The organism is Sphingomonas sp. 179-I 2A4 NHS, from assembly GCF_045369135.1.
GTDB lineage: Bacteria > Pseudomonadota > Alphaproteobacteria > Sphingomonadales > Sphingomonadaceae > Sphingomonas.
Genome location: NZ_JBIQFL010000008.1, coordinates 62,141 through 76,501, shown reverse-complemented (window position 1 = coordinate 76,501; position 14,361 = coordinate 62,141). Strand labels below are relative to the sequence as shown.

Below are 14,361 nucleotides of genomic sequence, written 5' to 3'. Positions count from 1 at the left end.
AACCATGGCCGCCTGGCAGGATCTATTTTGGTGGTCGAACGATGGCCTGCGCCTCCATGCGCGGGATTATCCGGGGGAGGCGGATGCGCTGCCGGTGCTGTGCCTGCCCGGCCTCACCCGCAACGCGCGCGACTATGAGGTGCTGGCGCGCCGTCTTGCCGGCAAGCGCCGCGTGCTCGCGCTCGATCTGCGCGGCCGCGGCGAAAGCGCCTATGCCAAGGATCCGATGAGCTACGTCCCGCTCACCTATGCGCAGGACGTGGCGGCGCTGCTCGCGGATCAGAACATCGATCGCTTCGTCGCCATCGGCACCTCGCTTGGCGGGATCGTCACCATGCTGCTGGCCGGGATGGTGCCCGGCCGTATCGCCGGCGCGCTGCTCAACGATGTCGGCCCGGAGATCGAGCCCGCCGGCCTCGCGCGCATCCGCGGCTATGTCGGGCGCAACAGCGTCTGGCCAACCTGGATGCACGCCGCCCGCGCGGTGCAGGAGGCCAATGCCCATGCCTATCCCGATTACGGGATCGAGGATTGGCTGGCGATGGCCAAGCGGCTTTACCGGCTGAACAGTGCCGGTCGCATCGTGCTCGATTACGATCTGAAGATCGCCGAGCCCTTCCGCGTACCGGGTAACGAGGCCGGGTCGGACATGTGGCGCGCGCTCGCGGCGCTCGGCGATGCGCCGGTGCTGATCGTGCGCGGCGGCAAGTCCGACATCCTCTCCGCGGCGGTCGCCGAGCGGATGGCCGCCTCGCTTCCCGATGCGCAGCTCGTCACCTTGCCCGGCATCGGCCACGCGCCGACGCTGAGCGAGCCCGGCGTGCAGGGCGCGATCGACCGGCTGCTGGCGCGTGCCGAGAAGGAACCGGCAAGCGACTGAAACGTCAAGGAAGGCACTCAGTTCTTGGAGCCTTCATGACCGATCGATCCGACGCGCACACCGCCATCACGCCGCTTGCCGGTCGCCGCGTGCTGGTGACGGGCGGCACCACCGGGATCGGCCGCGCGATCGCCGTTCTGCTCGCCAGCGAAGGTGCGCGTGTCTTCGTCTGCGGCCGCAACGAGCAGCATCTTGAGGACGCGCTCACCCGCATCCGCGAGGTGGGCGAGGGCGATGGCATCGCGATCGACCTTGCCGAGGAGGAGAATGTCGCCCGGCTGTTCGAGGCTGCGACCGGTTATCTCGGCGGGCTGGACGTCGCGGTGATCAACGCCGCGCGCGGCGCCGAGGGGCTGCTCGACATGACCGAGGCGGATCTTCGCTACACGATCGGCAGCAACTTCACCGCCTATCTCCTCTCCGCCCAGCACGCCGCGAAGGCGATGGGCGCGGATGGCGAGGAAGCGAAGGCGAAGGCCAAGGGCGACATCGTCCTCATCGGCTCGATGAGTGCGTACGTCCTTGGCCCCGGCTCCACCGTCTATGCCGGCATCAAATACGGCATCCAGGGCTTCGCCATCGCGCTCCGGCGGGAGCTTGGCCCCAAGGGCGTGCGCGTCTCGCTGGTCGAACCCGGCCTCACCGGCAGCGACATGGTGGAGGGCACCAGCGAGGAACAGGCAGAGCGGATCAACAAGGAGGAGATGCTGCGCGCCGAGGACATCGCCGTCGGCGTCCATTACCTCCTCACCCAGCCAAGCCGCACCGTCGTGCAGCAAGTCACCATCTCGCCGCGCATGCAGGATCAGGAATGACCTTCCCGCTCGACCACCTCGTCTTCACGCCTCACGACGTCGACCTGTCCCGCTCCCCGCTCGCCGGGCACATCGACGAGGAAACCTACGCGCTGGGCGCCTTCAACCCGGGCATGACCCGGCTGCCCAACGGCAACCTCCTCCTCATGGTCCGCGTGGCAGAGGCGCTGCGCACCCCGATCCGCGACGGCCACGTCCGGGCGATCCGCTGGGAGGAGGGCCGCTACGTCCTCGATCCCTGGCCGCTGCAGCTCGTCGACACCGCCGATCCGCGCAAGTTCATGATGCGCGGCGGCGGATGGAAGGTGATGGCGCTCACCTCGCTCTCCTGGCTGCTCCCGGTCGAGCTCGATCCCGACGGCCGCCGCGTCGAGGCCGTCCACTACGATCGCGCCATCGCCCCGCGCGCCAGCTACCAATGCTACGGCGTCGAGGACGCCCGCATCACCCGCATCGGCGACCGGTACCTGATGACGAGCTGCTCGGTCAGCCCGGAACGCCACTCGACCACGCTCTACACCAGCAACGACGCCATGGACTGGCAGCTCGAAGGCATCGTCCTCGATCACCAGAACAAGGACATGCTGATCTTCGAAGGGCTGATCGGCGGCAAATACTGGGCGCAGACCCGCCCGCTGGGAGACCTCTATTTCGCCTATCCGCCGGGCAGCGACTGGCGCGCCGGCCCATCGATCAACCTCGCCTCCTCGCCGGACGCGCTGCACTGGAAGCCGAGCGAGCATCCCGGCATCCGCCCGCATGCCGCCACCGTCGCCACCGCGCGCATGGGCGGCGGCGCGCAGCCGGTGCTGGCGGACGTGAACGGCCAGCAGGGCTGGCTCACCCTGTGGCACGGCGTCGAGCCGTCCGGCATCGTCGGCATCTACCGCACCTACTGGACGCTGCTCGACAAGGACGAGCCGTGGCGCACGCTGGCCACCGATCACCATCCGCTGCTCGAGCCCAATCCCTTGCTCACCGAGCCGCTGAAGGACCAGATGTACCTCGACAACGTCGTCTTCACGACCGGTCTTGCCGACGGCGGGGATCGCTGGATCGTGGCGAGCGGCGAGGCCGATCTCGCCTGCCGCATCACCCATATCCCCAAGGCGCATCTCGGCCGCTGACGCCCGCCCATCGCCGCCGCCGGGCGAGGAGGGCGCGTGGCCGGTCAGCCGTGCACCGCGCCCGCCCCCGCGCCCACCAGGCCAAGCGCCGCCACGCCCATCCAGATCGCCATCGCCACCATCATCACATTCTCGGTCAGCGAGACGAAGCCCAGCGGCACGTTGCTCGATCCGCCGACGCACGCGCATTTCAGCTCGCGCCGGTCGACATACACCGCCTTGAAGACGGACACCGCGCCGATCGTCCCGATGAACAAGGCGATCGGCACTGACAGCCACGGCAGTACGCCAGCGATCATCAGCACGCCCGCCAGCGCCTCGGCAAAGGGATAGATGTACGAATAGGGCACCCAGCGCTTCGCCAGCAGGTCGTAATTGAGGAACATCGTCGCAAAGCTCTCGACGTTCTGCAGCTTCAGCAGCGCCAGCACCGCCATGCTGAACCCGATGAACCATTCCGCTGCGCGCAAGGTGAAGGGCGATCCGAACGCCGCCTGGCTCGCCGACAGCGCCATCAGCGCGGTGATCGTGAACAACGCGGCGACGGGCTTGTAGGTGGTCGCCTTGGGATCGACGACGGTCTTGCCGAAATGCCGGCGCAGATCGTCATAGCCGCCGATCCGTGCGCCATCGATGAACGTCTGCGGCGTCGTCTTCACGCCATGCTCGGCCTTGAACGCGTCGGTTTCCTCGCGCGTGCGCAGCCAGTGATCCTCCACCGTGTAACCCTGCCGCCGCAGCAGGTCCTTCGCCTTCAGGCCATAGGGGCACACATGCTTGTCCATCACCATGCGGTACAGCACGGCGCGGCGTGCCCCGGCGGCTGGCGCCGGCGCGCTCGAGCGATCGATCTGGGTGGTGGCGGTCATGGCAGCGGCTCTCGACTGGTAATCAGGCTGCCCGCGATATAGGGTCTGTACCATGGTACGGAGTCAAGAGGTGGTCGCACCGCGTGGAGCTGCTCCCGGTCTCACGATCGCCGGCCTCGCCCAGGCCGCGGACGTCGGCGTCGAGACGGTGCGCTATTATCAGCGCCGCGGCCTGCTCGAGACGCCGGACAGGAGCGGCGGCGGCGCGGGCGGCGGGATCCGCCGCTATGGCGAGGCGGACGTTCGCCGCCTGCGCTTCATCCGCTCGGCCCAGGCGGCCGGCTTCACGCTGGATCAGATCGCCGAGCTCCTCGCGCTGGACGCCACCAGTGATCGCGCCCGCGTCCGCGCACTGGCGCAGGAGAGGATCACCGCGCTCGACGCCAGGATCGCCGAACTCGACCGCGCGCGCTCGTCACTTCGCCGGCTCGCCGAGGAATGCAGCGCCACCGCCGCCGGCCCATGCCCGATCCTCGCGTCCTTCGATCACCCGCCGGAACAGTCCGGCCACGCGAGGGCAGAGGGACCAGCAAAGCTGGCGAAGGGGTAAGCCGCACAAGCGCCGGCCGAGGCTCAACCCAACCAAACAACCCAATGCACGTCACCCCGGCCCCCGAGCCGGGGTCCCGCGTCAAGTCAGGGGCAACCCGCACCCCGCCCACACATCAGCCGCGCAGCCCCACCGCGGTCTCATCCCGCCGCAGCGTCAGCACCTCGACCCCGGTTGCCGTCACCGCCACCGTATGCTCGAACTGCGCCGACAGCTTCCGGTCCCCGGTCACCACGGTCCAGCCGTCGTCCTGCGTCTCGGTGCGCCGCGTCCCCTGATTGATCATCGGCTCGATCGTGAAGGTCATGCCTTCGCGAAGCCGCACGCCCGTGCCCGGCTTGCCGAAATGCATTACTTGCGGCTCCTCGTGCATTTCGCGGCCGATGCCGTGGCCGCAATAATCGCGCACCACAGAATAACCGTTCTTCTTGGCATGCCGCTCGATCGCGAAGCCGATGTCGCCAAGGTGCGCGCCGGGCCGCACCGCGCCGATCCCTTTCCACATCGCTTCCTGCGTCACCCGCACCAGCCGCTTTGCAGCCGGGGATGCATCGCCCACGATATAGGTCTTGCTCGAATCCGCGATGAAGCCGTTCTTCTCCAGCGTGATGTCGAGGTTCACGATATCACCCGGCTTGATGGTCTCGTCCGCGCTCGGCACGCCGTGGCACACCACTTCGTTGATCGAACAGTTCAGCACATAGGCGAAGCCATATTGTCCCTTGCTCGCCGGGCGTGCCGCCAGGTCATGGGTGATGTAGCGCTCGACAAGATCGTTCACCGCCAGCGTCGACATGCCTGCAAGGTCGATCCCGTCCAGCATTTCGAACACCCGGGCCAGCAGCTTGCCCGAAGTGCGCATCAGATCCAGTTCGTCAGGCGTCTTCACCATGTCACGCCACCGCCTTGGGATGGGGCACCGGCGCGATCGCGCGCGCCAGGCGCAGGCGCACGATCTCGTTGAACGATGCGGTCGGATTGGCCTCCGCCAGCATCCCGATCGTCATCCAGAATTCCGCCTGCGCGTTGATCGATCGACACATCACGTCGCTCGCCCGCCGCACCTGTTCGTGCAGCCCGTCGTTGATCTTGACGATGCCCATGAAGGTAGCTCCCGCTCGAATATACGAAACGTATATGCGGCGTATAACCGCGGCCGGCAAGTTCGGTCCTCGAAATGGCCTCGCGGCACCCCCCTCTGTCCTACACGGCCCGTCCTGTGTCATGGGGGCACCCATGACATCGCCGACCCGCCTTGCCCTGTCCGCCGCGAATGTTGAGGCCGCCGCGAAAAACGCGCCAGCGCCTCAACTTCCTCAACATTCGCGCTGCCCGGAAGGCCGCTGATGGCAGCCCCGCTGAACATCCTTCACCTCCATTCGACCTTCGATCTCGGGGGGAAGGAGGCGCGTGCCGTTCGCCTGATGAACGCCTTCGGCGATCGCGCGCGGCACACCATCGTCTCGGGGATGGAGGGCCGCTACGGCGCACGCGAGCGGATCGCCAAGGGCGTGAAGTACGAGATCGCGCAGAACCCGCCGCCGCTGCAGGGCAAGCCCTCGGTCGGCCGCTACGATGCCATCGCGCGCTACATGCGGCGCTTCGATCTGGTGCTCACCTATAATTGGGGCGCGATCGACGGCGTCATGGCGCGGCGCGTGTTCGGGCGCGGGGTGCCGCCGATCGTTCATCATGAAGATGGCTTCAACGAGGATGAGGCCGGCGGCCTGAAGCGCGAGCGCAATCTCTACCGTCGCCTCGCGCTCAGCGCCGCGCATGGCCTGGTGGTGCCCTCGACGTCGCTGGAACGGATCGCGCTCGAAACCTGGAAGCAGCCGCGCGCCAGGGTCCATCGCATCATCAACGGCATCGATACCGCGCTCTACGCCAAGCGGCCTGAACCAAAGGCGATCCCCGGCTTCGTGCGCAAGCCGAAGGAAACCGTGATCGGCACCGTCGCTGGCCTGCGCGCGGTGAAGGATCTGCCCGCGCTGGTGCGCGCGGTCGGCGGCCTCTCCACGCGCTTTCGCCTCGTCATCGTGGGCGAGGGGCCGGAGCGCGCCGCAATCGAGAGCGCGGCACTCGCGATGGGGATCGAGGATCAGCTGGTGATGCCGGGCTTCCTCGATCGGCCCTATCGCTTCATGGGCCATTTCGATCTGCTGGCGCTGTCCTCCCTGTCCGAACAATTCCCGATCTCGGTGGTGGAGGCGATGGCCGCTGGCCTGCCGATCGTCTCGCCGCCGGTAGGCGACGTGCCGATGATGGTGTCGGCGGAAAACGCGCCCTTCATCACCGAATATCCGGGCGAAGTGCGGCTGCGCGATGCGATGCAGGCGCTGATCGCCGATCCCGAACTGCGCAAGCGGGTGGGGGAGGCGAACCGGCGCAAGGCAGTGGCGGAATATGACGAGCGCCAGATGATCCAGCGCTATGCCGCTCTTTACGAAGAGGCGGTCGGCCGGCCCGGCGCGCTGGGCGCAAGGGCCTGACATGGCTACGCGCGCAATTTTCTCGCCCCACGCAACCTTTCTCGTTAGGGCGCCTTATTCTTCATCCAAGAGGTAATCGGAAAGCCGTGGCTACTGCCGTGTTCAAGGGGCTCAAGCCCATCGTCTACAACGGCCGCGAAGTCTGGCCGCTCGTGGAGGGCGGCAAAGGTGTTGCGGCAACCAATCACGCATCCGCGGGTGCCTGGGCAGCAGCCGGCGGTATCGGTACGGTCAGCGCGGTCAATGCCGACAGCTACGATCCCGAAGGCCGCATCATCCCGCAGGTGTATCACGCGCTCACTCGCCGTGAACGGCATGAGGAACTGATCGCCTACGCCATCGAGGGCGCGGTCCAGCAGGTGCAGCGCGCCTGGGACATCGCCGGCGGCAAGGGTGCGATCAACATTAACGTGCTGTGGGAAATGGGCGGCGCGCAGCGCGTGCTGCAGGGCGTGCTGGAACGCACCCGCGGGCTCGTCTCCGGCGTCACCTGCGGCGCCGGCATGCCGTACAAGCTCAGCGAGATCGCGGCCGAACATAACGTCCAGTATCTGCCGATCGTCTCGTCCGGCCGTGCCTTCCGTGCGCTGTGGAAGCGCGCCTATTCCAAGGTGTCGGAGCTGCTCGGCGCGGTCGTGTACGAGGATCCGTGGCTCGCCGGCGGGCACAACGGCCTCTCCAATGCCGAAGATCCGCTGAAGCCGGAGGATCCCTATCCGCGCGTGAAGGCGCTGCGCGATACGATGCGCGAAGGCGGTATTCCCGATACCACCCCGATCGTGATGGCCGGCGGCGTCTGGTATCTGCGTGATTGGAACAACTGGATCGACAATCCGGAACTGGGCACCATCGCCTTCCAGTACGGCACGCGCCCGCTGCTGACGCAGGAAAGCCCGATCCCGCAGGCGTGGAAGGAACGCCTGATGACGATCGAGGAGGGCGATGTCCTCCTCCACCGTTTCTCGCCCACCGGCTTCTATTCCTCCGCGGTGCGCAATTCGTTCCTCCGCAGTCTCGAGGCGCGCTCGGAACGGCAGATCGCCTTCTCCACGCAGGAAGCTGGCGATCACGTCTTCCAGCTCGACGTCGGCGTGAAGGGTAAGAACTTCTGGGTCACCAAGGGTGATCTGATGCGCGCCCGCGAATGGTTCGGCCACGGCTTCACCGATGCGCTGAAGACGCCGGACAACACCTTGGTGTTCGTGACGCCGCAGGAGAAGGCGGAAATCCGCAAGGATCAGGCCGATTGCATGGGCTGCCTCAGCCAGTGCCTGTTCTCCAGCTGGGCGGATACGGAGACGAACTCCACCGGTCGTCTCGCCGATCCGCGCAGTTTCTGCATCCAGAAGACGCTGCAGGATATCGCGCATGGCGGCGATACCGAAGCGAACCTCATGTTCGCCGGCCATTCCGCCTATAATTTCAAGCGCGATCCCTTCTACTCGAACGGCTTCGTGCCGACGGTGAAGCAGCTGGTCGATCGGATCCTGACCGGCGATTGATCCGCCCGGCCGGGTGGTCGGGGAGGGAAGGGGCTAGGCCCAACCCTCCAGCACCTGATCCGGTGGGCGGTGTCCGTCGGCCCACATGCGGATGTTGGTGATCACCTTCTCGCCGGTCGCCAGCCGCCCCTCGTAGGTCGCCGATCCCATGTGCGGGGTCATGACGACGTTGGGCAGCGCCAGCAGCCGCGGGTCGATCGCCGGCTCGTGCTTCCACACGTCGAGGCCCGCACCGGCCAGCCGTCCCGCCTCCAGCGCGTCGATCATCGCATCCTCGTCGACGATCCCGCCCCGGCTGGCATTGATCAGGAAGACATGCGGCCGCAGCAGCCCGATCCGCTCCGCATTGATCAGGTTCTCGCTGTCCGGATTGCGGGGTGTATGGATCGTCAGGATGTCGATGGCGGACAACATCTCGTCCAGGTTCGGATGCCACTGCGCTTGCAGTTCCGCCTCCACCACCTTCGGCAGCCGGTGCCGGTTGTGGTAGTGGATCGACAGCCCGAACGCCCGCGCCCGCCGCGCCACCGCCTGCCCGATCCGCCCCATGCCGACGATGCCCAGCGCCTTGCCGCCGATCCGGTGGCCAAGCATCCCGCCCGGTGTCCAGCCCTTCCATTCGCCCGAGCGAACGAGCTTCTCGCCCTCCGCCAGCCGCCGCGGCACGGAAACGATCAGCGCCATCGTCATGTCCGCGGTGTCTTCGGTCAGCACGCCGGGGGTGTTGGTGACGATGATGCCGCGCGCCCGCGCCGCTTTCAGGTCGATGTGGTTCACCCCGGCGCCGAAATTGGCGATCAGTTTCAGCCGCTCGCCAGCCTCGGCGATCAGCTCCGCGTCGATGGTGTCCACCACCGTCGGCACCAGCACGTCGCAGTCCTTAAGCGCAGCAACCAGCTGGTCGCGCGGCAGCGGCTGGTCGCTGCGGTTGTTGCGCGTATCGAACAACGTCTCCAGCCGATCCATGACGGCATCGGGGAGTTCGCGGGTGACGACCACCTTCGGATTGGCAACGCGGCGAGTGTCGGCCATGGGAGCGGGCTTGGCGAAGCGCTCGTCGTCCGTCAACGATCGGTTGAGGCTGGCGGTTGAAGCGGGTCGATACCCGCGACTACAGGTGGGGCAATGCGGCAGGGGCGAAAGATGCGGCGGATGACGGGCTTATGGGCGGCGCTGATCGCGATCACGGCGCTGTCCGCTGGCGATGTCGCGGCGCAGGCGGCGAAGGAAAAGCCGAAGCCGCCCTATTTTGCCTCCATCGGGGCAGGGAAGGCGCGCATGCGCTCCGGCCCCGGCCGCACCTTCCCGGCCACATGGCTGTATGTGCGCGCGGATTTGCCGGTGCGCGTGGTCGACGTGTTCAAGGAATGGCGCAAGGTGGAGGATCCCGGCGGCACGCAGGGCTGGATGCTCGGCGCGCTTATCAGCAGCACCCGCACGGCGATGGTTCAGGGCTCGGTCACCGAATTGCGTGACCGGCCTGCCTATGGCGCTCGTGTCCTCTGGCGTGCGGAGCCGGGCGTGATCGGCCGGATCAGCCAATGCGCGCGTGGCTGGTGCCGCTTCGACGTGAAGGGGCAGGCCGGCTATGCCGAGGCTAGCCGCCTGTGGGGTGTGGGCGCAGAGGAGACGCTGCCGTGAGCGCGATCGAGAGTTTCGACATGGACGCCTTCGTCGCCGCGACATTGGCGGAGGATCTGGGCCCAGGCATCGATGTTACTTCCGATGCGGTGATCCCGGCCGACGCTCGCTTCACGGCGGTGATGAACACACGCGATGCTATCACGGTCGCCGGGCTAGAGATCGCCGCTGCATTTTTCCGCCGGCTCGATCCGGAAGCCACCATCGAAATGCTGCTCGAAGACGGCGCGCGAGCGGAGCGCAACGTGCAGTTGATGCACATCGAAGGTCGCGCACGGGCGTTGTTGACCGCAGAACGATCCGCGTTGAACACCGTCCAGCACCTCTCGGGCATAGCAACGCTTACCTCGACCTATGTCGATCGCCTCACCGGTACCGGCGCGATCCTGCTGGATACGCGCAAGACGATCCCGGGGCTTCGCGTGCTCGAGAAATATGCGACCCGCATGGGCGGGGCGCGCAATCATCGCATGGGGCTGTGGGACGCGGCGATGATCAAGGACAATCACGTCGCGGTTGCCGGCAGCGTCGGCGAGGCTGTTCGACGCGCGGTCGCGGCTGGCGTGCCGGAGATCATCGTGGAGGTTGATCGGGTCGACCAGATCGAGCCTGCGCTTGCGGCAGGGGCGACGCGCCTGCTGCTCGACAACATGTCACTGGAGGAACTCCGCGCAGCGGTGGCGCTGATCGCCGGGCGGGTGCCCTGCGAGGCTTCTGGCGGGGTCACCCTCGACACGATCCGCGGCATTGCGGAAACCGGCGTGGACTTCATCAGTGTCGGGCGTCTCACGCAGTCGGCACCGGCGGCTGACATCGGCCTCGACTTCGCCCTTGCCTGAGGATCGGATCATGGATCGTCCCGCATCGATTATCCGCTACGAGCAACTCTACCTCGCGGCGGTTGGATTGGGGCTGCTCAACACGGCGCTCACTTGGAACCGTTCGCTGGCGCAGTTCGCGGCCAATCCGACGCTGGCGCAGGTTTCGTGGCTGTTGCCTGCAACCGCCACCGCTGGCCTCTTGATGAGGCTTGCGGTGTGGTACTTCACGGCGCGCCGACCGAGCCTGATCGTCAAATGGGTGGCGGTCGTCCTGGCGGCCTTTTCTGCCATCGTCCTGCTGTTCGCCATCATGGCGCTGGCGAGCGGGGCAATGCCGTCCGCCGCTGCCGGCATCACCGGTATCGGTTCTGCCGTCCTTTATATCGTCGCGACAACGTACCTCTTCCGGCCCGACGCGCGCTTGTGGTTCGGCGAGGCCGACAACATCGAACAGGAGCCTGTGGAATGATCCGTGCCCTTGCCGGCGTGCTGTTGCTGACGCCCGGTGTCGCGGCGGCGCAGGCGTATAGCTGCGGTATTCCGGATGCGACCGCGCTTCAGGTTCGGCCCGACCTGCCGAGCGAGAAGGAGCCGCAGCGGCTGTTGCCGATCGGCCATTACACGCTCGCGATCAGCTGGTCCCCGCAATATTGCCGCAAGCCCGACGCCGCCATGCGGTCACGTTTCCAATGTGGGGGCTCCAACCGCTTTGGGTTCGTTCTTCATGGCCTGTGGCCGGATGGGATCGGCAAGGAGTGGCCGCAATATTGCAAGGCCACGACGCTCCTGTCGGAGAAGACGATCCGCGCGAACATCTGCGCCACCCCGTCGGCGCAGCTGCTGCAGCACGAATGGGCAAAGCACGGGACGTGCATGCCGGGGGAAACCCCCGACAGCTATTTCCGCCGCGCCACCGCGCTTTACGGCAAGCTGCGTTATCCCGACATGGTGGCGCTATCGCGTCAGCCGCTATCGGCGGGCAGGCTTGCGACCGCTATCGCGCGAGTCAATCCCGGTATGCGGGCGAACATGATGCGCATCACCACCGATCGGCAGGGCTGGCTGGACGAGGTATGGATCTGCATGGACAAGCGGTTCCAATACGCCCGCTGCCCGGCGCATCAGGGCGGCGTGAAGCCGAACGCGCGCGTGCGGATCTGGCGCGGGCCGCGCTGAGGCAGATTGAAACTGATCCCGTCGTCTTTGGTCGGGGAGGACGATCGGGACCCCGGCTCAAGGCCGGGGTGACCACTCTTGAACCGACGGCCAGCGGCGGGGCGGCCAGCCAGGTTCAGCGCTTGCGAGTCAGCTCGCGCATCGCGTCGTCGAGGCCAGCGAGCGTCAGTGGGTACATCCGGTCATTCATCAGTTCGCGGATCACCTTCACCGACTGCGAATAACCCCATTGCGTTTGTGGCACCGGATTCAGCCACACGGCGGCGGGATAGGTGGTCGTCAGGCGGTTCATCCAGACAGCGCCCGACTCCTCGTTGAAATGTTCCACCGAGCCGCCCGGATGGGTGATCTCGTAGGGGCTCATCGAGGCGTCCCCGACGAACACCAGCTTATAATCGTGCGGGAACTTGTGCAGCACGTCCCACATCGGCGTGCGTTCCGAGAAGCGACGCTTGTTGTCCTTCCACACGCCTTCGTAGGGGCAATTGTGGAAGTAGAAGAACTCGAGATTCTTGAACTCTGTGGTCGCAGCTGAGAACAATTCTTCGCAGAGCTTCACGAACGGGTCCATCGATCCGCCGACGTCGAGGAACAGCAGCAGCTTCACCGCATTGCGTCGTTCGGCGCGCATGCGGATGTCGAGCCAGCCCTGCCGCGCCGTGCCGTCGATCGTGCCGTCGATGTCCAGCTCGTCCTGCGCGCCCTCGCGGGCAAACTTACGCAATCGGCGAAGCGCGATCTTGATGTTGCGGGTGCCCAGTTCCTTGGTGTTGTCGAGGTTCTTGAACTCGCGTTGGTCCCACACCTTCAACGCGCGTTTCTGCTTCGATTCGCCGCCGATGCGAACGCCTTCGGGATTGTAGCCCGAATTGCCGAATGGGGAGGTGCCGCCGGTACCAATCCATTTGTTGCCGCCCTGGTGGCGTTTCTGCTGCTCCTCGAGGCGCTTCTTCAGCGTCTCCATGATCTCGTCCCACGAGCCGAGCGACTTGATTGCTTCCATCTCCTCGGGCGTCAGGAATTTGTCGGCAACGGCTTTCAGCCAGTCTGCCGGGATTTCGGCCCCTTCCTGCGCGAAGCTGGTCTCAATGCCCTTGAAGACCTTGGCGAATACCTGATCGAATTTGTCGAGCAGGCCCTCATCTTTCACGTACACTGAGCGCGAGAGGTAATAGAAATCCTCCGGCGTGCGATCGATCACTTCCTTGTCCAGCGCCTCCAGAAGCAAAAGGTGCTCCTTCATGCTGGCCGGGATCCCGGCGACGCGTAGCTCGTCTAGGAAGTTGAGGAACATCGGCTATCCGCCCCATCATCTGCTTTTCGCAGCGTGATGGCAGATGTGAGCGCGTGGTGACAGCCCGAAGTTGCGACCGGCCCCCTCAGCGGAGCGCGCCGCTGGCGCGGGGCACATAGGCATCGATCAGCGCGCCGACATAATCCGGGTTGCGGCTCGTCAGTTCCTCGCGCGGCTGATTGGGCGAGTAGATGAAGCCATGGACCTTGTAGATCGTGCCGCCCAGCCCGCCGGCGTCGCGGAACCAGACCTTCACTTCGCTCCAGTCGTTGCGTTCGCTGACGTCGAACACGGTCACGTCCTGCTCGGCGCGGCCGCGCTGCCCATCGAAGCGCGACCAGTTCGCGTGCGTGAGCATCAGCACGCGGTCCTCGACGATACGGCTGACGACGGCGACGTGACCCAAGGGGAGCCGAGACTGTTTGGCAAAGGCAATGACTGAGCCGACGCGCGGTTTGCCACTGCGGCGGTATCGTCCTTCCGCCTGATCCCACCAGGTCCAGGCATCGCCGTAGATCTGGATTCCAGAGGCCTCGCGCGCAAAGGGCACGCATTGGCCGACATAGTCGAGCAGCGAACGCGCTTCGGCCGGGATGGCAAAGGCGCAAGCGAACGCCGCGACGAGAGCGAGGGGGGAGCGCTTCATCACGCGCCATTGGTAACCAGCCGGATCTAATCGGAAGGTTGCCGGCTTTGGTTAACGAAGCACTAGGGTGCCCTCGTGATGAGGATTTCGGAAGCGTAACGATCTCAACGGATGCGATCAGGACGCAGGCGAATCAGGTTCTTGCCGGGCCTTTCCATGCGTGATGTTGCGCCGCCGAGCTTGCGCCTCCGCGTGCGTTCCGATAATCGCCTCGCACCACGGGTTGCCCGGCATCGGGTCGGGCCGGCCGGGAGCATGCGCTTCATGGTGTGCGGGTGTAGCTCAATGGTAGAGCAGAAGCTTCCCAAGCTTACGACGAGGGTTCGATTCCCTTCACCCGCTCCAAATCTTCAGATTTCACTAAAGATTTGAAAAACAACAGTAAAAACCCACGGTTTTTGCCTGTGCAGGTACTGTGCAGAAAAATTTGCGGAATTGTCGCGCAGCCATGCGCGGAAAATCTGCTTCTACCCTCCCCAATATCGCCCATCAAAGCGGTGCTGTCTCCGGTTGATTCGAGCCTTGTTGTGGGCCATCCCTCGGTCAAT

The 14,361-nt window shown here is 65.8% G+C and carries 16 protein-coding genes and 1 tRNA gene; 11 read left to right on the top strand and 6 right to left on the bottom strand.

The genetic code is table 11. The features are described 5' to 3' along the window. Positions 1 to 4: 4 nt before the first annotated feature. The 3 genes from ACH0CP_RS14085 to ACH0CP_RS14075 are packed head-to-tail and all read left to right on the top strand — an operon-like array spanning position 5 to position 2,822. Positions 5 to 880 carry an alpha/beta fold hydrolase gene (locus ACH0CP_RS14085; RefSeq protein ID WP_406875535.1) on the top strand — a complete coding sequence of 292 codons (876 nt, stop codon included), beginning with the start codon at positions 5 to 7 and terminating at the stop codon, positions 878 to 880. 35 nt (positions 881 to 915) lie between these two features. Further along, positions 916 to 1,695: an SDR family oxidoreductase gene (locus ACH0CP_RS14080; RefSeq protein ID WP_294442408.1), complete on the top strand. Its 780-nt coding sequence runs from the start codon at positions 916 to 918 to the stop codon at positions 1,693 to 1,695. Next, the gene (locus tag ACH0CP_RS14075; protein WP_294442409.1) at positions 1,692 to 2,822 is read left to right on the top strand and encodes a glycosidase; all 1,131 of its coding nucleotides are present in this window, start codon (positions 1,692 to 1,694) and stop codon (positions 2,820 to 2,822) included. The genes ACH0CP_RS14080 and ACH0CP_RS14075 overlap by 4 nt, the downstream gene beginning before the upstream one ends. A gap of 44 nt (positions 2,823 to 2,866) precedes the next feature. Here ACH0CP_RS14075 and ACH0CP_RS14070 read toward each other — a convergent pair whose 3' ends face one another. After that, positions 2,867 to 3,691, bottom strand: a complete 825-nt coding sequence (locus ACH0CP_RS14070) for a glutaredoxin family protein (RefSeq protein WP_294442410.1) — start codon at positions 3,689 to 3,691, stop codon at positions 2,867 to 2,869. 52 nt (positions 3,692 to 3,743) lie between these two features. Here ACH0CP_RS14070 and ACH0CP_RS14065 point away from each other — a divergent pair, with 52 nt between their 5' ends. Continuing rightward, positions 3,744 to 4,241 (top strand): MerR family DNA-binding protein, encoded by a 498-nt coding sequence (locus ACH0CP_RS14065; RefSeq protein WP_294442411.1) that lies wholly within the window; start codon positions 3,744 to 3,746, stop codon positions 4,239 to 4,241. 115 nt (positions 4,242 to 4,356) lie between these two features. Here the strand turns inward: ACH0CP_RS14065 and map are convergent, their stop codons facing one another. After that, complete coding sequence (map, locus tag ACH0CP_RS14060) at positions 4,357 to 5,133, bottom strand: type I methionyl aminopeptidase (RefSeq protein WP_294442412.1); 777 nt, start codon at positions 5,131 to 5,133, stop codon at positions 4,357 to 4,359. 1 nt (position 5,134) lies between these two features. Further along, entirely contained in the window at positions 5,135 to 5,344 is a 210-nt protein-coding gene (locus ACH0CP_RS14055) for a ParD-like family protein (protein ID WP_294442413.1), read from the bottom strand. A gap of 243 nt (positions 5,345 to 5,587) precedes the next feature. On the opposite strand from ACH0CP_RS14055, the gene ACH0CP_RS14050 reads away from it, so the two are divergent. Both ACH0CP_RS14050 and ACH0CP_RS14045 read left to right on the top strand, forming a co-directional pair. Then, positions 5,588 to 6,733, top strand: a complete 1,146-nt coding sequence (locus ACH0CP_RS14050) for a glycosyltransferase (RefSeq protein WP_294442414.1) — start codon at positions 5,588 to 5,590, stop codon at positions 6,731 to 6,733. A gap of 98 nt (positions 6,734 to 6,831) precedes the next feature. Next, positions 6,832 to 8,235: a nitronate monooxygenase family protein gene (locus ACH0CP_RS14045; RefSeq protein ID WP_294442428.1), complete on the top strand. Its 1,404-nt coding sequence runs from the start codon at positions 6,832 to 6,834 to the stop codon at positions 8,233 to 8,235. A 33-nt stretch (positions 8,236 to 8,268) separates the two neighbouring features. Here the strand turns inward: ACH0CP_RS14045 and ACH0CP_RS14040 are convergent, their stop codons facing one another. Then, entirely contained in the window at positions 8,269 to 9,267 is a 999-nt protein-coding gene (locus ACH0CP_RS14040; RefSeq protein WP_294442415.1) for a D-glycerate dehydrogenase, read from the bottom strand. Between the two features lie 120 nt (positions 9,268 to 9,387). On the opposite strand from ACH0CP_RS14040, the gene ACH0CP_RS14035 reads away from it, so the two are divergent. From ACH0CP_RS14035 to ACH0CP_RS14020, 4 genes are read left to right on the top strand one after another with little or no spacing between them, the layout of a single operon-like run. After that, the gene (locus ACH0CP_RS14035; RefSeq protein ID WP_294442416.1) at positions 9,388 to 9,876 is read left to right on the top strand and encodes an SH3 domain-containing protein; all 489 of its coding nucleotides are present in this window, start codon (positions 9,388 to 9,390) and stop codon (positions 9,874 to 9,876) included. A 20-nt stretch (positions 9,877 to 9,896) separates the two neighbouring features. Then, positions 9,897 to 10,715: a carboxylating nicotinate-nucleotide diphosphorylase gene (gene nadC / locus ACH0CP_RS14030; RefSeq protein WP_294442429.1), complete on the top strand. Its 819-nt coding sequence runs from the start codon at positions 9,897 to 9,899 to the stop codon at positions 10,713 to 10,715. Between the two features lie 10 nt (positions 10,716 to 10,725). Continuing rightward, entirely contained in the window at positions 10,726 to 11,166 is a 441-nt protein-coding gene (locus ACH0CP_RS14025) for a hypothetical protein (protein ID WP_294442417.1), read from the top strand. Next, positions 11,163 to 11,873: a ribonuclease T2 family protein gene (locus ACH0CP_RS14020; RefSeq protein WP_294442418.1), complete on the top strand. Its 711-nt coding sequence runs from the start codon at positions 11,163 to 11,165 to the stop codon at positions 11,871 to 11,873. Before ACH0CP_RS14025 ends, ACH0CP_RS14020 begins: the two co-directional genes overlap by 4 nt. A 115-nt stretch (positions 11,874 to 11,988) precedes the next feature. Here the strand turns inward: ACH0CP_RS14020 and ACH0CP_RS14015 are convergent, their stop codons facing one another. Beyond that, a complete protein-coding gene (locus tag ACH0CP_RS14015; protein WP_294442419.1) occupies positions 11,989 to 13,167 on the bottom strand; it encodes a VWA domain-containing protein in 1,179 nt (392 codons plus the stop codon). Between the two features lie 85 nt (positions 13,168 to 13,252). Next, entirely contained in the window at positions 13,253 to 13,813 is a 561-nt protein-coding gene (locus tag ACH0CP_RS14010; RefSeq protein WP_294442420.1) for a CHAP domain-containing protein, read from the bottom strand. A gap of 271 nt (positions 13,814 to 14,084) precedes the next feature. Between ACH0CP_RS14010 and ACH0CP_RS14005 the strand changes: the two genes are divergently transcribed. After that, positions 14,085 to 14,158: transfer RNA gene (locus ACH0CP_RS14005), tRNA-Gly, on the top strand. Positions 14,159 to 14,361: the final 203 nt, after the last annotated feature.

Bases quoted from the DNA above. Each gene is read 5' to 3' on its own strand.
- ACH0CP_RS14085 (WP_406875535.1), top strand. From the start codon at position 5: ATGGCCGCCTGGCAGGATCTATTTTGGTGGTCGAACGATGGCCTGCGC.
- ACH0CP_RS14080 (WP_294442408.1), top strand. From the start codon at position 916: ATGACCGATCGATCCGACGCGCACACCGCCATCACGCCGCTTGCCGGT.
- ACH0CP_RS14075 (WP_294442409.1), top strand. From the start codon at position 1,692: ATGACCTTCCCGCTCGACCACCTCGTCTTCACGCCTCACGACGTCGAC.
- ACH0CP_RS14070 (WP_294442410.1), bottom strand. From the start codon at position 3,691: ATGACCGCCACCACCCAGATCGATCGCTCGAGCGCGCCGGCGCCAGCC.
- ACH0CP_RS14065 (WP_294442411.1), top strand. From the start codon at position 3,744: ATGGTACGGAGTCAAGAGGTGGTCGCACCGCGTGGAGCTGCTCCCGGT.
- map (WP_294442412.1), bottom strand. From the start codon at position 5,133: ATGGTGAAGACGCCTGACGAACTGGATCTGATGCGCACTTCGGGCAAG.
- ACH0CP_RS14055 (WP_294442413.1), bottom strand. From the start codon at position 5,344: ATGGGCATCGTCAAGATCAACGACGGGCTGCACGAACAGGTGCGGCGG.
- ACH0CP_RS14050 (WP_294442414.1), top strand. From the start codon at position 5,588: ATGGCAGCCCCGCTGAACATCCTTCACCTCCATTCGACCTTCGATCTC.
- ACH0CP_RS14040 (WP_294442415.1), bottom strand. From the start codon at position 9,267: ATGGCCGACACTCGCCGCGTTGCCAATCCGAAGGTGGTCGTCACCCGC.
- ACH0CP_RS14035 (WP_294442416.1), top strand. From the start codon at position 9,388: ATGACGGGCTTATGGGCGGCGCTGATCGCGATCACGGCGCTGTCCGCT.
- nadC (WP_294442429.1), top strand. From the start codon at position 9,897: ATGGACGCCTTCGTCGCCGCGACATTGGCGGAGGATCTGGGCCCAGGC.
- ACH0CP_RS14025 (WP_294442417.1), top strand. From the start codon at position 10,726: ATGGATCGTCCCGCATCGATTATCCGCTACGAGCAACTCTACCTCGCG.
- ACH0CP_RS14020 (WP_294442418.1), top strand. From the start codon at position 11,163: ATGATCCGTGCCCTTGCCGGCGTGCTGTTGCTGACGCCCGGTGTCGCG.
- ACH0CP_RS14015 (WP_294442419.1), bottom strand. From the start codon at position 13,167: ATGTTCCTCAACTTCCTAGACGAGCTACGCGTCGCCGGGATCCCGGCC.
- ACH0CP_RS14010 (WP_294442420.1), bottom strand. From the start codon at position 13,813: ATGAAGCGCTCCCCCCTCGCTCTCGTCGCGGCGTTCGCTTGCGCCTTT.